Below are 17,702 nucleotides of genomic sequence, written 5' to 3'. Positions count from 1 at the left end.
GCGAATAAGAAGTGCTCGACTATGGACGGTCAAACGGGCATTTTTATGGTGGTTCATCCGGGCTCTTTGGGGTCTGGAGAGGTGTGGTAACCACCATTTTCCAAAGATGTCCCGGATGAACAACGTACAGAGAGATCACAGCTAGCGGGGAGCGCCGAGATCATTGGATCCACACCATGCGTGGACGAAAAACACCCCCGAAAAACAAAGGCCCGGGAATTCCCGGGCCTCTGCAGGTCTGCCGCGGCGTCAGCCGTGGCTTACCAGATCACCACCTGCTGGTCGCCGCTGCGGGCCATCGGCGAACCGGCCTTGCACTGGAACGCGGCCGCGAAGGTCGGCAGGTTCGACGGCGCACCCATGGCGCGGAACTGCGCCGGGGCGTGCGGGTCGGTCGCCAGGCGGACCTTGGCGTTCTCCGGGGTGTACTTGGTGCGCCACACGGTGGCCCAGTTGAAGAAGAAGCGCTGGTCGCGGGTGAAGCCGTCCACCTTCGGGTCTTCCTTGCCGGCGCTGGCCTTCTGCAGGGCATCGTAGGCGGTAGCCAGGCCGCCCAGGTCGGCGATGTTCTCACCCAGGGTCAGGTGGCCGTTCACCGCCTGGCCGTCGACCTTGTACTGGTCGAACTGCTTGACCAGCTTGCCGGTCAGGCCTTCGAAGTTCTTCTTGTCAGCGGCGGTCCACCAGTCTTCCATGTTGCCGGTCGGCCCGAAACGTGCGCCCTGGTCGTCGTAGCCGTGGGTCATTTCGTGGCCGATCACCGCGCCGATGCCGCCGTAGTTCAGTGCGTCGTCGGCCTTCGGATCGAAGAACGGCGGCTGCAGGATGGCGGCCGGGAACACGATCTCGTTCTGCAGCGGGTTGTAGTAGGCATTGACCGTCTGCGGGGTCATGCCCCACTCGGTCTTGTCCACCGGCTTGCCGATCTTGGACAGGTTGAACTTGTAGTTGAATTCGTTGGCCGCGCGCACGTTGCCCAGGAAGCTGTCGCGCTGGGTCTGCAGGCCCGACCAGTCACGCCACTTGTCCGGGTAGCCGATCTTCGGGGTGAAGGTTTCCCACTTGGCGATGGCCTTGGCCTTGGTTTCATCGCTCATCCAGCTCAGGCCCTGGATGCGGTCCTTCAGCGAGGCGGCCAGGTTCTTCACCAGTTCTTCCATCTTCGCCTTGGCTTCCGGCGAGAAGGCCACCTTCACGTACAGCTGGCCGAAGGCTTCACCGGCGTCATTCTCGATGGTGCCCAGCACACGCTTCCAGCGCGGCTTCTGCTCCTTCTGGCCGTTGAGGGTCTTGCCGTAGAACTCGTAGTTCTCCTGCACGAAGGCATCGGCCAGGTACGGCGAGGCGCTGTCCACGGTGTGGAAGCGCAGGTAGGCACGCCACACCGACGGATCGGTGTCGCCCAGCGCCTTGCTCACTTCCTCATGGAAGGCCGGCATGGCCAGCGAGAACTTCTCCGGTGCGGCCACGCCCTGCGACTTGAAGAACTCGGTCCAGCTGAAGTTCGGGGTCAGCTTGTCCGCGTCGGCCACGGTGACCGGGTTGTAGTACAGCTCGACGTTGCGCGACAGTTCGACGCGCGACTTGGACGCCTTGGCCAGGCGGGTCTCGAACTTGACCACGTCCTCGGCCTGCTTGGCAGCGTCGGCAGCAGCGACGCCGGACAGCTCCAGCACCTTGGCGACGTGCGCCTGGTAGGCCTTCAGTTTGTCGGCGTTCTTGGCATCGGTGTAGTAGGTGCTGTCCGGCAGGCCCAGGCCGCCCTGGCTGGCGTAGGCCATGTTCACGGCCGAGTTCTTGAAGTCGGCTTCGGCGCCGAAGCCGAACAGAACGTTGTCACCCTTGGCGGCGCTGGAGCGCAGGTAGTTGGCGATGGCCGCCTTGTCCTGCAGGCCATCGATCGCGGTCAGGTCGGCCTTCAGCGGCTCGATGCCCTGGGCGTTGATCTTGGCCTCGTCCATGCCGGTGGCCCACAGGTCACCGACGATCTTCTCGATGTGGTTCGGGGTCTTCACCTGCGCGACCTGTTCGGCCAGCTGGTGCTGCACGGCCACCGAACGCTCGTCGAGGATGGTGAAGGCGCCCCAGCTGGTGCGGTCGCCCGGGATTTCATTGGCGGCCAGCCACTTGCTGTTCACGTAGTCGCCGAAGGCGCCACAGGCGTCCTTGCTGGTATCGAGGTCGCTGGGCTGGAAGGCGTTGTAGGCGGGCAGCTTGCTCTCGTCCAGGGTGTACTGGGTGGCTTCGGCGGCAGCCGGCGTGGAGGCGGTGGCATCCTTGGCCGGGGTTTCGTTCTTGCCGCAGCCAACCAGCGCGGCCGAAACGGCCAGGGTCAGCAGCACGATCTTGGGAGTACGGGTCACTTTGATGGCCTCCAGGCCGAGTGAGTCAGGGAAGGGCCGCAGGGACGGCCGTGGGCCGAACGATACGCCGCCGGCCTGCCCTGCAAGGGTGTCGAAGGTCATGGCCGGGCGCAAGGGGCCGACGGCGACGCGCCACGAAAGGAAAAAAGAAGGGCCCGTGCGGATCGCACGGGCCCTCCGGGTCAACGATGCTGCCGGATGATCAGAAATCGTATCGGGCAGTGAAGCGGAAGTAGCGCGGGGTCGAGTAGTTCAGGTCACGACCGTACTCCGGGTTGTAGTCCGCTGCGCCGCGGTACGGCGAGGCGGCGTAACGCGAGTACGTGCTGCCAGCCACCTGGCGATTCAGCAGGTTGATCACATCGGCCTGCAGGGTCAGGCCCTTCGCCCAATCCGGCGTGTATGCGACATTCAGCCCCAGGTTGAACTGCCACGGCGCCTTGCCGTGCGAACCGCGCGGCGAAGAACCGTAGTCCGCCGACGGCGGCACGTAACCGGCCGTGCCCGGTGTGGTGCCGCTGCCCGGCAGGCCGCAGTACCAATAGTAGGAGCCATCGTAGAGGCCCTTGTCTGGGGTCGGGTACATGCTGGTGCAGTTGTTCGGACGACCTTCGGCAACGGTCAGGCTGCCACCCACGCGCCACTCGGGGGTCAGCTTCATGTAGCCGAACGCCTTGAGCACATGGCCACGGTGGTTCGGCAACAGCCCATTGGCGCCCTGCATCAGCTGCGGCAGATCCCAGTCCTGGGTGACCGACACATCTTCCTGGCCACCGGTACCGGTATCCAGGTCGGAGTTCAGCTGGCCTTCGGTATTGCCGTAGTTGCGGCTGAAGGTGTACATGACCTTGCCGTACCAGTTGTCCGTACGCTTCTCCAGGAACAGGTCCAGCGCGTAGTACTTGCGCTTGAGCTTGGGCAGGCCAAGGTCAGCTGCCGAATAGTGCACCTTCTCGTAGCTGCCATCGGCCTGCTCTTCCCAGAAGGTGTTGCCCACGCCGGGGTTGAACAGGAAGCATGCGCCGCCCAGCGCGGGGGTGCAGGTGTCGTCGATCGCGCTCTTCAGTTCGCGGTAGGTGAACTTCGCGCCCCAGACGGTATCAGCCGCAAGCTGCTGCTCCATGCCAATGATGTACTCGTCCTGGTAGTGCGACTTCATGTCCACTGCGGCCAAGGTGCGCGGATTCGGCGCACTGCCGCATTCCAGGTTGCTGGCGACAGCGTTGGTGCCCGGGCACAGGTACCCCTTCGAGGCATCGACCGGAATGGAATTGAGCCCCGTCGGTGCACCGGTGGTCGGATCGACGCCGGTGTACGTGAAGTACTCGTTGGTGTTGAGCGAGCCGGAGGCTGCACGCACTGCCACGTTGTTCGGCATGGCCAGGTGGTAGCGACCGGCATTGGCGAACAACTTCAGCGACGAGTCGCCATGAACGTCCCAGGCCACGCCCAGACGCGGTGCCAGCTGCGTCTTCTGGCTCGCATACTTCTCGCCCGTGCCGGTGTAGTTGGTGAACTGTTCGTTGCGCAGACCCAGCGATAGCAAAACGTTGTCCGAAACCTGCCAGCGGTCTTCGATGTACTGCGAGGCCTGCTCGGTCTTCGGCTGTGCCAGCTTGGTGCTGTACAGGCGATAGACGTAGTAGCCCTGTGCGCCCAGGCCGCCACCGGAAGCTGCCGAGCTCACGCCGTGCGATGCATCGATCGGGGTGTTCGGGTTGGTGGAGCGACGATAGATCCAGCCGTAGCCACCCGGATACTCGGTGCCGGTCAGCGACTCTGCATCCTGGCGGTCGAAGCCGAAGCGGAGTTCATGGTTGCCCAGACGCCAGGTCAGGTCGATACGCCCGCCCTTGGTCTCGTCGAAGGCGCCGTCGGCGTTGACCAGCGAGGTCGTGCTCTGGCAGCCGCTGTAGTTCAGGCCCGGCACGCGTGCAGTGGTTCCGGCACTGATGTATGGGCAGCTTGCGTCGTAGTTGTACAGGCCCTGCGAGTGTTCGATCTTCTGGCGACCGTACAGCGCCGACAGGGTCAGGTTGTCGGTCAGGTAGCCGGTGTACTTGCCGATGTAGAGTTTGGAGTCTTCCTTGGTGCTGATGCCGCCGGTCTGCACGTCGCCATGTGTGAACTTGTTGTAGTCGAACGAGTAGTACTCGGCGTCGTACTTGGTAACGTCAGACACACCTGTCAGCTCGATGACGTGGTTGTCGGTGATGTTCCAGTCGATCTTCGCCGTCCAGCGCGGATATTCATAGGTGTACTCGTTCCAACCGCGGGTCAGGTTGGCCGGGCTGGTGTTGGTCGCGTAGCGGGCGCTGGTGCCGTCAGTCTTGGTGAACTCGCCGTTGACGAAGAAGAACAGCTTGTCCTGGACGATCGGGCCGCCGACATAGGCACCGGTGGTGTTCTGCCAGGAGTTGTTCTTGTTGCGGTACTGATACAGCTTGCCATCGGTCTGGTAAGCCGCGCCGCGCGGATCATTGGCGGTGAAGTGGCCGGTGTTGGCGTAATACATGTTGCGCGGAGATGCGCGCAGCGATTCCGGGCTCCAGATCTCGTACGCACCGGCCTTCCATTCGTTGGTGCCGCGACGGGTCACGATGTTGACCACGCCACCGGTGGAGCGCCCAAAGTCCGCGCCATAGCCGCCGGTGAGGACCTGTTCCTGGGCGATGGCCTCAAAGGGCAGTGTGGTCGAGCCGATGCTGGTCAGCGGGTTGGTTACCGCAAAGCCGTTGATGTAATAGGCATTCTCCGACGCAGCAGAACCGCCGAAGCTGGGTACGCCGCTGTAGCTGTTGCTGGCGATCGCACCGGGTGCCAGCAGGGCAACAGCAGTGATGTCGCGCGGCAGCGGAAGGCTGCGCAGGTCTTCGTAGCTGAAGACGGTCCGGGTATCGACCTGCGAAACGTCGATCGATGCCATCGACGCGGCGCGCACCACGATGCCGTCCAGATCAGTCGCCTTGCCGCCGGCGAAGGAAACCTCGGTGCCGGAGGCGATGTTGACCGCCACGTCATTCTGTGTCGTGACCGTGGCGCCGTCACGGCGCAGTTCCACCGAGTAGCGGCCGTTGGGCAGGTCGGACACGCGGTAACGACCATTGGCATCAACCGGCAGGGTGCGCGTGGCGCCGGTCCCCAGGTTGCGGACAACCACGCTCGAACCCGCGCCGGCCGGCGCCTGGCCGTAGATGTAACCGGTCACGGACTGAGCGTGGGCGATCGAGAAAAGGCAACCAGACAGGGCGGTAGCCAGCGCCGCGCGGCGCCAGAACTTCGTTTGCATCAGGACTCTCTCCGGGGTGTAGTGGGTGCGCCTCGTGGCCAAACAGGAACGCGGTCACAAACGGCGTGCCTCATTTATAAATGCCTCGTGAACAAAAATGCAATGAATCCTGAATGAAATTTTTTAGGTGAAAAGGTTTGGAAAAGCCACGGGTTGATAAAGTGCGTCATCGTGAAGTTAATTTCGGCGAAAATAAGGCTAAAATCATTTTCATGTGATGGGCGGCGCGATCGCTGCATGAGGTGGAATTGTCATATTTTTCTGACATTCATGAATCCAGCCGCGAACGATCAAGGATGGTCACCGACGCGCAGCATCCGGAGAGAAGCGGTGGAAGACCCACGCAGGCAAAAAAAAGCCCCGCCGGAGCGGGGCCTCTGCTTCCATGTGTGTTTGGCTGTGCTTACTTCCTGCCGAAGTCGTACTGGGCCTGGACGTAGATAGCGCGCCCGTAGGCGTTGTAGAGCGAGTTGTTGTACGGCACGTCGATGTTGCCCGCGTAGGAGTGCTGCTGGTTGTCCGGCACCTTGTTGAACAGGTTGTTGACCATCAGCGAGAACGTCAGGTTGTCCATCGCGCGGTAGTTCACGCTCAGGTTGTACGTCGTGTAAGAGCCCCACTTGCCAGCCTTGTAGCCGGACGTCGGATCGACATAGTCATAGCCACGGCCCAGGTAGGACAGGTAGTTCGGCGTGCGGCCGATGTAATTGAAGTACAGCGTGGTGGTGAACTTGTCGATCGCCCAGCCGATCGAGCCGTCAGCCCGGACCTTGGCGTAGGAGTCGTACACCCACATTGCGTACGGGTTGCCCAGCAGATCCAGGAACGGGTCGTTGAGCTGCGGCTGCAGTTCACGCTTGAGCATGTTGGTGTAGTTGCTGGAGAACTGCAGCGAACCGAAGCGACCGATGTCCTGCACGTACTTGAAGCTGGCAGTGACCGCCTCGAGGTTCTGCCGTGCCACGTTCAGCTTCGGCGTGTAGATCTCCTCCAGCGCGCCGGTGGCATCACGGGTGACCCAGTTGGCCACTTCCTCGCAGGTGGCGCCGGCGGTGTTGGTCAGGCCGTTGCGGCAGTAGTACTCGGCCAGCAGCAACTGGTCGGAGCTGAGGGTGTTGACCTCGTTCTTGATCTTCCAGTTGTAGTAGTCCAGGGACACCGACAGGTTGTTGATCGGCGCCCACACCAGGCCCGCGTTCCACACATCGGCGGTAATCGGCTTCAGCTCCGGATTGCCCGACTGGGTGCCGAACACCGACACGCTGCCGTAGCGGCAGTCGACCGTGTTGGACGGATCGAACCCGAGCTGGCCACAGCGGTAGTAATCCTTGGACCCATTGGCGTAGTAGCCGCTCTTGCCCTGGAAGGCATCGGGCAGGGACGGGGCGCGGAACGCGGTGCCGTACTTGCCGCGGACCAGCAGGCTTTCGAAGGGGCGGAACTCGAGGCCGATGCTGTAGGTGGGCTTGTCTACGGTATGGCCGGCGATCTTGAAGTTGTCGTAGCGGCCGGAAGCGGTGACCGTCAGCATGTCATGCAACGGCAGACGCAGTTCGCTGGTGACAGCGTAGTTGCTGCGATGGCCGTTGCCCGCCACCGAGGTGGTACCGAACACCGTGCCGTCGGTCAGGCGCACGTCCGGCGTGTAGTTCCACCCTTCGCTGCCGCCTTCAACCACGGCGGCAAAGCCGGCGTCGCCACCGGGCAGCTTGAACAGCGAGCTGTTGGTGATCTGCGCGCGGGTCTGGGTCTGCCAGGTGCGGCTGCGGCTGGTGGTGAAGCCGGTGAAGCTCTGGAAGGCCCCTTGCGGCAGCTGGGAATAGAAAGCGCCCCAGTTCGGGTTGTAGATGTTGTAGCCGTCGTCGGTCTGGCCCAGCACCGGTCCCAGCACGTTGTCGGCAAACCAGTTGTTGATCGGGTCGTTCCAGCGTGCATAGCCACGCTCGTTGAGCTTGTACTCGCCGCGGGTGACGCTGGCCTCGTAGTCCCAGTTGCTGCCGATCGCGCCGCGTGCACCGAGCGTGACCTGATAGGACTTGCTGCGGTCGGTATTCATGATGTCGCGGTAGCCGATGCCGCCGATGTCTTCGGGTGCGAACACGCGTTGCAGCCCCAGATAGCGACCACTGGACTGATCGAAGAACGGACCCATGCTGATGTCCGTGCCCCAGTAGTTGTAGCCGGCACCGGTGTTGTACTTGACGGTTTCGTAGCTGTAGAGGACATCGCCGAACAGCTGCAGGTTGTCATTCACATCGTAGGTCAGCGACGAATAGAACTGGCTGCTTTCCTTGCTGTTCTTGATCGTCTTGTAACCCGCACCGAACGCGGAGCCGCAGGATTGTCCAGCGCGGCGCGTACCGAGGATGGTGGTGCCGCCGAACTGGCCGGAAACGCCGGCGCAGTTGTTCGGATCCATCATCAGGAAATCATTGGTATCCGCGTCGAAGACCAGGAAGTCGTTCGAGGGCAGCTGGCGCGTGTAGCCATGCGGATTGTTCTGCTTGGTGATGTCGCGCTGGTAACCCCAGATCGGGTTGGTCTTTTCATACTGCACATTGACCAGGGCGCGGAAGCGATCGTCCTTGCTGTTGAAGCCATTGGCGCCGCTCACGCGGAAGCTGGCGCCACCGCCATCGGAATAGGCGCCGCCGCGCACGTTCAGCGTGCCGCCGTCCATGCGTTCCTTGAGGATGATGTTGACCACGCCGGCGATCGCGTCCGAACCGTACAGGGATGACTGGCCACCGGGCAGCACCTCGATGCGGTCGACGATGTCGATGGGGATGCCGCTGATGTTGTTGAACGCGTCGCTGCCGTTGTACAGCGCCGGATACGAGAGCATCGGGCGGCCGTTGATCAGGTACTTGGTGTAGCCCGGGTTCAAGCCGAACATGCCAGCCGCTTCAGCACCCTGGGTGAAGGATGCTGAGGTCTGGCCGCCTTGCAGGCCGCCGGTGGTCAACGAGGACTGCTGCAACACTTCGGCAACGCTGGAGAAACCGCGCGCCTGAATCGCCTCGGCGCTGATGGTCAGCACCGGCGTCTGGTTTTCGATCTGCGTCTGCGGGATCAGCGAGCCGGTGACCGTGACCCGGTCGAGGTTGGTCGCGGCCTTGCTGCTGTCCTGGGCGAGTACGGTGGCGCTGCTGCCGGCCAGCAACAAGCCGCAGGCGACGGCGTGGGTGAGCGGGTGGTGCGAGAATGCGAAGCGACGACGAGACATGCGATTACTCCGTGTGATCGTGATGACGCGTGTATCCCTTTCCTGGGATTTCGATTCTGTTCAGCTGCTTTGCCTATGCGGTTTAGCGGCGTGGCGTCAACGTAACACACGCTTAACGTGCCTTGCGCAGTTCTGTAACGGTCGGTGACGGACGGTTGCGCGCTTCGTGAAAAGCCCCTTCTCCACAGGCATTTCTGCCGTTTTCCGGATTATCGGAAAGCAGGGAAAATGAATATTTGATAAATTCAACTGACATTAACAATCGATACGTCGTGGGCTTTCCCCATGCCGCATAGAAGGAAAAAAAAGGCCCCGCCGAAGCGGGGCCTGATCCAGACACGAAGTCCGGGAAACGACGGGATCAGAAGTTGTACTTGACCTGGGCCGAGATCTGGCGGCCGTAGACGCTGTAGAAGCCGTCATTGAACGGGGTCGATTCGTTGCCCGGGTAGTTGTAGCGCTGGCCTTCCGGCAGCTTGTTGAACACGTTGTTGACCATCAGCGACAGGACCAGATCGTCCTGTGCCTGATAGTTCATGCTCAGGTTGTACGTGGTGTACGAACCCCACTTGCCGGCCTTGGCACCGGAAGAGTGGACATAGCCGTAGCTGCGGCCGGTGTAGGCCAGGTAGTTCGGGGTGCTGCCGACGTAGTTGGCGTACACGGTGGTGGTGAACTTGGCGATGTTCCAGGCTACCGACAGATCGCCACGGACCTTGGCGAAGTTGTCGTAGTACCACATGTTGTACGGATCGCTCAGCAGGTCGAGCTTGGCGGCGCCCGGCATCGGCTGCACTTCACGCTTCAGCATGTTCGTGTAGTTGCCGGAGAACATCAGCGAGCCGAAGCGGCCGATATCCTGCTGGTACTTGGCCGCCACCGTCACCGCTTCCAGGTTCTGGCTGGCGACGTTGAGCTTCGGCGTGTACACCCGGGTCAGGTTGCCGCCGGCATCGCGCGACACCCAGTCGGTGACGTTCTGGCAGCTGGCCGAGGTGTTGTTCGGCAGCCCGTTGTGGCACTGGTACTCGGCCAGCAGCAGCTGGTCGGTGCTGAGGGTCTTGACCTCGTTCTTGATCTTCCAGTTGTAGTAGTCGGCCGACAGCGAGAAGTTGCTCACCGGGGCCCACACCACGCCTGCGCTCCACACGTCGGCGGTGATCGGCTTCAGGTCCGGATTGCCGGACTTTTCGCTGTACACCGAGGTGTTCTTGTAGAACGAGCAGGCCTCGTCACGCAGGCCGTAGCCCAGCTGGCTGCAGCGGTAGTAGTCGTTCTGGCCGGACGAGTACGAGCCGCTCATGCCCTGGAAGGCATCGGACAGGGTCGGTGCACGGAAGGCGGTGCCGTACTTGCCGCGCAGCAGCAGGCTCTCGATCGGACGGAATTCCAGACCGATGCTGTAAGTGGCCTTGTCGACGGTCTTGTCGGCGATCTTGAACGCGTCATAACGGCCCGAGGCGCTGACGGTCAGCTTCTCCAGCAGCGGCATGCGCAGTTCGCTGGTGACCGCGTAGTTGCTGCGGTGGCCGGCGCCCGCGACGGCGGTGGTGCCCCACACGTTGCCGTCGACGAAGGCCTGGTCCGGCGAGTAGTCCCAACCTTCGCTGCCACCTTCCAGCACGACGGCCAGGCCGGCGTCACCGCCCGGCAGGCTGAACAGCGAGCCGTTGGTCACCTGCACGCGACCCAGGTTCTGCCAGGTCTTGCTGCGGTGGGTGCCGTAGCCGGTGAAGCTGGCGAACTGGTCCGGGGTGATCGGCGAGTAGAAGGCAGCGTAGTTCGGGTTGTAGATGCCGAACGTGGCGGTCGGGTCCTTCGGGTCCGTGTAGGTGCCCAGGCGCGGGCCCAGCACGGTCTGGCCGAAGAAGTCCTCGATCTTGTCCTTCCAGCGCACGAAGCGGTTCTGGTCCAGGCGGTACTCGCCACGGGTGAAGCTGGCGCTGTAATCCCAGTCGCCGACCATGCCCTTGCCGCCCAGGGTGACCTGGTAGGCGCGGCTCTCATCGGAGTTCAGGATGTTGTTGTAGTCGCCCGCGCCGATCTCCTCCGGCGCGAAGGCGCGCTGCAGGTTCACGACCTTGCCTGCGCCCTGGTCGTAGAAGCCACCCATGACCGACTTCGTGCCCCACCACAGGGCGCTGGAGCCGGAGGTGAACTCGGTCTTTTCCTTGCTGTACAGCACGTCGGCGAACAGCTGGAAGTTGTCGTTCACGTCGAAGGTCATCGACGAGTAGAACTGGCCGCTGTTCTTGCCGTTCTTCAGGGTCTTGTAGCCGGCGCTGTACACCGAACCGCAGGACTCGCCCGACGCGCGCTTGCCGACGACGGTGGTGCCGTCGTACAGGCCCGCCACGTTGGCGCAGCGGCTCGGGTCCATCATCAGCAGCTTGTTGTCTGCATTGGTGATGACGGCGAAGTCGTTCGACGGCACCTGCGCGGTGTAGCCGACCGGGTTGTTCTGCTTGGTGATGTCACGCTGGTAGCCCCAGATCGGGCTGCCGTTCTCGATCTGCACGTTGACCAGCGCGTGGAAGCGGTCGTCGAACGCGTTGAAGCCCTTGGCTGCGCTGAAGCGGATATTGCTGCCGCCGCCTTCGGTGTAGGTGCCGCCACGGACGGTCATCGTACCGCCGTCCATGCGCTCCTTCAGGATGATGTTGACCACACCGGCGATCGCGTCCGAGCCGTACAGCGAGGACTGGCCACCGGGCAGCACTTCGATGCGCTCGACGATGTCGATCGGAATGCCGCTGATGTTGTTGAAGGTGTCGCTACCGTTGTACAGCGCCGGATACGAGAGCATCGGGCGGCCGTTGATCAGGTACTTGGTGTAACCCGGGTTCAGGCCGAACATGCCGGCTGCTTCAGCGCCCTGGGTGAACGAACCCGAGGTCTGGCCACCCTGCAGGCCGCCGGTGGTCAGCGAGGACTGCTGCAGCACTTCAGCAACGCTGCTGAAGCCGCGGGTCTGGATGTCTTCGGCGGTGATGGACATCACCGGGGTCTGGGTTTCAACCTGGGTCTGCGGGATCAGCGAACCGGTGACGGTGATCTTGTCCAGGTTGGTCGCCTTGTCCTGGGCCATTGCCGGGGCGGCGGCCATCAGGGCGGAAATCAGGGCGACGGCGAGCGTGTTGCGACGTGCGGTGTTGCTTGCGTATTTCATGTAGTTCCAATAGAGAGCAAAAACAAAAATCGGCACTGCGCATGCGCCATCGTGCGCGCTGGAAACCAGCTCCGCAGCCCAAAACAGTGCTTCAGGAACGTAACATGAACTTAACAATCTGTGCACGAATCTGTAGCAATCCTGAATTTCAGTCAGGCTACGTCCAGCTTGTATGATGTTGGGTTATTCCCCCTGATACAGCTGGTGCCCGTTGTGAACAGTTCCCCCCGCCGCCCCCATGCCAGCCAGGTCCAGAAGGGACTGACGCCACATGCCCGCATCCGCAATGTCATCGCGGTCGGCTCCGGCAAGGGCGGCGTGGGCAAGTCGACCACCGCGGTCAATCTGGCCGTGGCGCTGCAGCAGCTGGGCGCACGTGTCGGCGTGCTGGACGCGGACATCTACGGCCCCAGCGTGCCCGCCATGCTGGGCTTGTCCGGGCGGCCGGAAAGTCCCGACAACAAGAGCATCGAGCCCCTGCGCGCGTTCGGCGTGGACACGATGTCGATCGGTTACCTGATCGAAGAGGACACGCCGATGATCTGGCGCGGTCCGATGGCCACCTCGGCAATGACCCAGCTGTTCAACGACACGCTGTGGGATGACCTGGATTTCCTGCTGATCGACCTGCCGCCGGGCACCGGCGACATCCAGCTGACTCTGACCCAGAAGATCCCGCTGGCCGGTGCGGTGATCGTCACCACGCCGCAGGACATCGCCACGCTGGATGCGAAGAAGGCGCTGAAGATGTTCGAGAAGGTCGAGGTGCCGGTGCTGGGCATTGTCGAGAACATGGCCGTGCACACCTGCAGCAACTGCGGGCATGTCGAGCATCTGTTCGGCGAGGGCGGTGGCGAGGGCATGGCCGCGCAGTACGGCGTGCCGCTGCTGGGATCGCTGCCGCTGCAGATCGGCATCCGCGAGCAGGGCGATAGCGGTACCCCGATCACCGTGGCGCAGCCCGATTCGGTGCCGGCGCAGGCCTACCGCCATGCCGCGCAGCGCCTGATCGAGGAAGTGGGCAAGCGCCCGCGGGCGTCGATTCCGATCCTGTCTTCGCTGCTGTAAGCACCTCGGCCGGGTCCGTCGGCGATGCCCGGCCCCCTGCTAGAATCCTCGCGCCCCTCGTATCCCCCAGGACAAAGCATGAGCATCAAGAGTGACCGTTGGATCCGCCGCATGTCCGAGCAGCACGGCATGATCGAGCCGTTCGAGGCAGGGCAGGTCAAGCAGGCCAACGGCGAGCGCATCGTCAGCTACGGCACGTCCAGCTATGGCTACGACGTGCGCTGCTCGCGCGAGTTCAAGGTGTTCACCAACATCAACTCGACCATCGTCGATCCCAAGCATTTCGACTCGGGCAGCTTCGTCGACATCACCGCCGACGAGTGCATCATTCCGCCGAACAGCTTCGCGCTGGCGCGTACCGTCGAGTACTTCCGCATCCCCCGCGACACCCTGGTGGTGTGCCTGGGCAAGAGCACCTATGCGCGCTGCGGCATCATCGTCAACGTGACGCCGCTGGAGCCGGAATGGGAAGGCCACGTCACCCTGGAATTCAGCAACACCACGCCGCTGCCGGCGCGCATCTACGCCAACGAAGGCGTTGCACAGATGCTGTTCTTCCAGGCCGCGGCCGATGACATCTGCGAGACGTCGTACCGCGATCGTGGCGGCAAGTACCAGGGCCAGACCGGTGTGACCCTGCCGCGGACCTGAAGATTGCAGGCGGTTTGTGGAGCCGAGCCATGCTCGGCTTCAAGGCGGGGCAGCCGAGCATGGCTCGGCTCTGCATGAACGAGGGCGGCGCAATGCGCCGCCTTCGTTATTTTCCGCGCCCGAACAGCATCGCGATCCCGACACCCACCAGCGCCACCGGCCACCAGGTCAGCAGCAGCTTGGACAGGTTCAGGTGCGTCCAGCCGAGGTTGCTGGCGAGCATGAACAGGCCGATCAGGATCAGCAGGATGGCGGCAACGAGGTTGAATCGCATCGGGTCGGCGAAGGCTCAGGTGTGGGCCGGATATCCTAGCCGTTCCTTCCAGTAGGCGACATGCTGGTCCAGTGCGGCCGCTTCGTAGCGGTGCGCGGGACCGCTGCCCCAGACCGGGCCCGGCCAGGCCGGATCACCGTCATGGCGGCCGATCACGTGGAAGTGCAGCTGGCGCACGATGTTGCCCAACGCGCCGATGTTGATCTTCTCCACCCCGTCGGCGCCCTTCAGGGCCTTGCAGGCGCGGTTGAGCTCGGTGCGCAGCTTGTCCTGCTGCTCGCCGTCCAGCTCGATCCACTCGGTGACCCCGGCCAGGCGCGGTACCAGTACCAGCCACGGGAATCGTTCGTCGTTCATCAGCCGCACTTGCGACAACGGTCCTTCGGCCACCAGCACGCTATCGGTGGCCAGGCGTGAATCGAGTTCGAATTCGCTCATCCAAGATGCTCCGAGAAGAAGTCCAGGGTGCGTTGCAGCGCCAGGGCGGCGCTGTCTGGATCATACGCATGTCCGACCTCCCGGTTGAAGGCGTGGTCGGCCGGATAGACGAAGGTGGCCATCTGCGGCAGCTTCTCGCGATGGGCCTGGACCGCTTCCGGCGGGATGCTGCGGTCCTGGGCGCCGAAGTGGAAGATCACCGGCGCCTTCGGCGTCTCATCGAGGAACTGGACGTTGCGCGCGCCGTAGTAGCTGACAGAGGGCAGGCCCAGGCGCACTGCGGACAGCATCGCTACCGTACCGCCCCAGCAGTAGCCGACGGTGCCGACCTTGCCGTAGGGGGCCAGCCGGGTGGCCGCCGCGCGGACCACTTCCAGCGCCTTCTCCATGCCCAGCGCGCTGACCCGTTCCAAGCCCTGCTTCACGCCGTCGGCGTCGTAGGGCAGGGCATCCGGGTCGGCATCGGGGCCATCGACCAGGTCAAAGAACGACGGTGCCAGCACCGCATAGCCCTCGGCGGCGAAGCGTTCGGCCACGCCGCGGATGTGCGGGTTGGCGCCGAAGATTTCCTGCACCACCACCAGCCCGCCTCGCGCGGTGCCCTCGGGGAGTGCCTGCCAGGCCCGTACCGCGCCGTGGTGCGTATCCAGGGTGATCCACTCGGCCATCGTCATCTACTCTCGTTGCAGGGACAGGACTGCATTGTCGGTGCTGCGCGGGTTAGCGCGGTGTCAGCGGCTGTGCGCGATCGGGCGGCTGGCCATTCAGAGCCCGGCCGCCAACCCCGGTATACTGGCGCCCTTTCAGGCCCCGGCCCCCAGGACCCCCTGCCATGCCGGCAGGGGCCCAGGCCCCCAGAGTCCCGCGATTCCATGTCCCAGCTGAACCCCAAAGTCGGCTTCGTCAGCCTTGGCTGCCCGAAGGCCCTTGTCGATTCCGAGCGCATCCTCACCCAGCTCCGCTCGGAAGGTTACGACATCGTCCCGTCCTACGATTCGGCCGACGTGGTGGTGGTCAACACCTGCGGCTTCATCGATTCGGCGGTGACCGAGTCGCTGGACGCGATTGGCGAGGCGATGAACCAGAACGGCAAGGTCATCGTCACCGGCTGCCTGGGCAAGCGCCCGGAGCAGATCCGCGAGGCGTATCCGAACGTGCTGGCGGTGTCCGGCCCGCAGGACTACCACAGCGTGATGGAAGCGGTGCATGAAGCACTGCCGCCCAAGCACGATCCGTTCGTGGACCTGGTGCCTGACTACGGCATCAAGCTGACCCCGCGCCACTATGCCTACCTGAAGATTTCCGAAGGCTGCAACCACAAGTGCAGCTTCTGCATCATCCCGTCGATGCGCGGCAAGCTGGTCTCGCGCCCGGTCGACGAGGTGCTGCGTGAGGCCGAGCGCCTGGTGCGTGGTGGCGTGCGCGAGCTGCTGGTGGTGTCGCAGGACACCTCGGCCTATGGCGTGGACGTGAAGTACGCCGAGAAGATGTGGCGCAACAAGGCCTACCAGACCCGCCTGAAGGCACTGTGCGAAGGCCTGTCCGAGCTGGATGCGTGGGTTCGCATGCACTACGTCTACCCGTACCCGCACGTGGACGAGGTGGTGCCGCTGATGGCCGAGAACCGCATCCTGCCGTACCTGGACATTCCGTTCCAGCATGCCAGCCCGCGCATCCTGCGCCTGATGAAGCGTCCGGGTGCGGTCGAGAAGACCCTGGAGCGTGTGCAGAACTGGCGCCGCATCGCGCCGGACATCACCGTGCGTTCGACTTTCATCGTCGGCTTCCCGGGCGAGACCGAGGCCGAGTTCGAAGAACTGCTGTCGTTCCTGGACGAGGCACAGCTGGATCGCGTCGGTGCGTTTGCCTACTCACCGGTCGAAGGTGCCACCGCCAACGACCTGCCCGATGCGGTGCCGGAAGAAGTGAAGCAGGAACGCCTGGCCCGTTTCATGGAGAAGCAGGCGCAGATTTCCGCCGCGCGCCTGGAAGCCAAGATCGGTACCGTGCAGCAGTGCCTGGTCGATGCCATCGAAGGTGATATCGCCGTGGCCCGTTCCAAGGCCGATGCGCCGGAGATCGACGGCCTGGTGCATATCCAGAACGCCGACCAGGTGCCGCTGCGCGTGGGTGAGTTCGTCGACGTGGAAATCACCGAGAGCGATGAGCACGACCTGTACGGTGATGCGCTGCCGGCCGCTACCCGCCCGGTATTCGATCTCAAGATGCTGTGACCGCGGCGACGACCGCCGCCGGTGACGGCAGCGGTGTCCGCCGCTTCGTGCCGCCGCCGCGTGCGGCGGTCGATCCGCAGGTGTTCGCGCACCCGGTGTTTGCCGGGTTGCGCGACGTCCATGACCTGCTGGTCAGCCCTGAGTGGCCGTCCATTGCAGCGCTCGAGGCACGCCTCACGCTGCCCGGCAAGCACCTGGTCGAGCAGGATGCCGCGCTGCTGGCCGACGGCCTGCACTACGAAGCCCGAATCGCACAGGGGCGCATTGCCACCCGCGCCGACAACTGGCATGACCTGTTCAATGCACTGGTGTGGGCCCGTTACCCGCAGCTCAAGCAGGTGCTCAATGTGCAGCAGTGCAGGCATATCGCATCCATGCCGCCGGGCCAGCGCAATCGCGCGCAGGCCGCGCTGACCCAGTTCGACGAAACCGGTGTGATCGTGCGTGTGCGCGATGAGGACGTGTTGGCCGCATGGGACGTGCATGATTGGCCGGCGTTGTTCGAGCCTGCGCGCTGGCAGAGTGGTGACATCGCTATCGCTGCGATATTCGGGCACGCGTTGATGGAGCAGGCGCTGCTACCGGGGCGCCTGCTGGTCGGCAAGTGCGTGGTGGTGCACGGTGAAGTCGATGATGCCTGCGTTGACGCAGTGACCACGGCCATCGCCGAGGGCAGGGCAGTGACCGATCCCCTGCAGTTGCGTCCGCTGCCGCTGGCGGGAATCCCGGGCTGGCACCAGGGACAGGATGCCGCCTTCTATGCAGATGCCGCGTACTTCCGCCCGCTGCGTGCCGGCCGCCAGTACCCGCCGCCGTTGCACAGGGCTATGTAGAGTCGACTGTCAGTCGACTGATCTTCGTTCCGAGGCCGTGAACGCCCGACAGATGGCTTCGGCGAGTCATCAACCGCGATGAGGAGCGCGGTGCGTTCACCGTCCGGCTGCGGAGGTTTGTGCCGCGCTTGGCGCGGTAGTCGACTGACAGTCGACG

The 17,702-nt window shown here is 63.6% G+C and carries 11 protein-coding genes; 4 read left to right on the top strand and 7 right to left on the bottom strand.

The genetic code is table 11. The features are described 5' to 3' along the window. Positions 1-260: 260 nt before the first annotated feature. From AC5P5R_RS21245 to AC5P5R_RS21230, 4 genes are all read right to left on the bottom strand, one after another. A complete protein-coding gene (locus tag AC5P5R_RS21245) occupies positions 261-2,363 on the bottom strand; it encodes a M13 family metallopeptidase (protein ID WP_005414104.1) in 2,103 nt (700 codons plus the stop codon). A gap of 202 nt (positions 2,364-2,565) precedes the next feature. Further along, the gene (locus tag AC5P5R_RS21240) at positions 2,566-5,652 is read right to left on the bottom strand and encodes a TonB-dependent receptor (RefSeq protein WP_005414103.1); all 3,087 of its coding nucleotides are present in this window, start codon (positions 5,650-5,652) and stop codon (positions 2,566-2,568) included. Between the two features lie 403 nt (positions 5,653-6,055). Further along, a complete protein-coding gene (locus tag AC5P5R_RS21235; RefSeq protein WP_005410502.1) occupies positions 6,056-8,878 on the bottom strand; it encodes a TonB-dependent receptor domain-containing protein in 2,823 nt (940 codons plus the stop codon). A 361-nt stretch (positions 8,879-9,239) separates the two neighbouring features. Next, the gene (locus AC5P5R_RS21230; RefSeq protein ID WP_005410501.1) at positions 9,240-12,047 is read right to left on the bottom strand and encodes a TonB-dependent receptor plug domain-containing protein; all 2,808 of its coding nucleotides are present in this window, start codon (positions 12,045-12,047) and stop codon (positions 9,240-9,242) included. Between the two features lie 213 nt (positions 12,048-12,260). Here AC5P5R_RS21230 and apbC point away from each other — a divergent pair, with 213 nt between their 5' ends. Both apbC and dcd read left to right on the top strand, forming a co-directional pair. After that, positions 12,261-13,115: an iron-sulfur cluster carrier protein ApbC gene (gene apbC / locus AC5P5R_RS21225; RefSeq protein ID WP_100438783.1), complete on the top strand. Its 855-nt coding sequence runs from the start codon at positions 12,261-12,263 to the stop codon at positions 13,113-13,115. A gap of 78 nt (positions 13,116-13,193) precedes the next feature. After that, on the top strand, positions 13,194-13,766 hold the full coding sequence (dcd, locus tag AC5P5R_RS21220; RefSeq protein WP_005410499.1) for a dCTP deaminase: 573 nt from the start codon (positions 13,194-13,196) through the stop codon (positions 13,764-13,766). Between the two features lie 106 nt (positions 13,767-13,872). On the opposite strand, the gene AC5P5R_RS21215 is transcribed toward dcd, so the two are convergent. Genes AC5P5R_RS21215 through AC5P5R_RS21205 form a run of 3 tightly spaced genes read right to left on the bottom strand, consistent with a single transcriptional unit; the run spans position 13,873 to position 15,146 of the window. Beyond that, on the bottom strand, positions 13,873-14,040 hold the full coding sequence (locus AC5P5R_RS21215; RefSeq protein WP_005410498.1) for a LiaI-LiaF-like domain-containing protein: 168 nt from the start codon (positions 14,038-14,040) through the stop codon (positions 13,873-13,875). A 15-nt stretch (positions 14,041-14,055) separates the two neighbouring features. Then, complete coding sequence (locus tag AC5P5R_RS21210; protein WP_005410497.1) at positions 14,056-14,478, bottom strand: HIT domain-containing protein; 423 nt, start codon at positions 14,476-14,478, stop codon at positions 14,056-14,058. Beyond that, entirely contained in the window at positions 14,475-15,146 is a 672-nt protein-coding gene (locus AC5P5R_RS21205) for a dienelactone hydrolase family protein (protein WP_005410496.1), read from the bottom strand. The genes AC5P5R_RS21210 and AC5P5R_RS21205 overlap by 4 nt, the downstream gene beginning before the upstream one ends. 204 nt (positions 15,147-15,350) lie before the next feature. On the opposite strand from AC5P5R_RS21205, the gene rimO reads away from it, so the two are divergent. After that, positions 15,351-16,712 carry a 30S ribosomal protein S12 methylthiotransferase RimO gene (gene rimO, locus AC5P5R_RS21200; RefSeq protein WP_076739738.1) on the top strand — a complete coding sequence of 454 codons (1,362 nt, stop codon included), beginning with the start codon at positions 15,351-15,353 and terminating at the stop codon, positions 16,710-16,712. Beyond that, positions 16,709-17,545, top strand: coding sequence for a DUF3025 domain-containing protein (locus tag AC5P5R_RS21195; RefSeq protein ID WP_100438782.1), 837 nt, complete (start codon positions 16,709-16,711; stop codon positions 17,543-17,545). The genes rimO and AC5P5R_RS21195 overlap by 4 nt, the downstream gene beginning before the upstream one ends. The last annotated feature ends 157 nt before the right edge of the window (positions 17,546-17,702 follow it).

The organism is Stenotrophomonas sp. YJH_SMC_19, assembly GCF_059367915.1.
The sequence above is the reverse complement of the archived record's forward strand: the minus strand, read 5'-3'. Positions and strand labels throughout refer to the sequence as shown.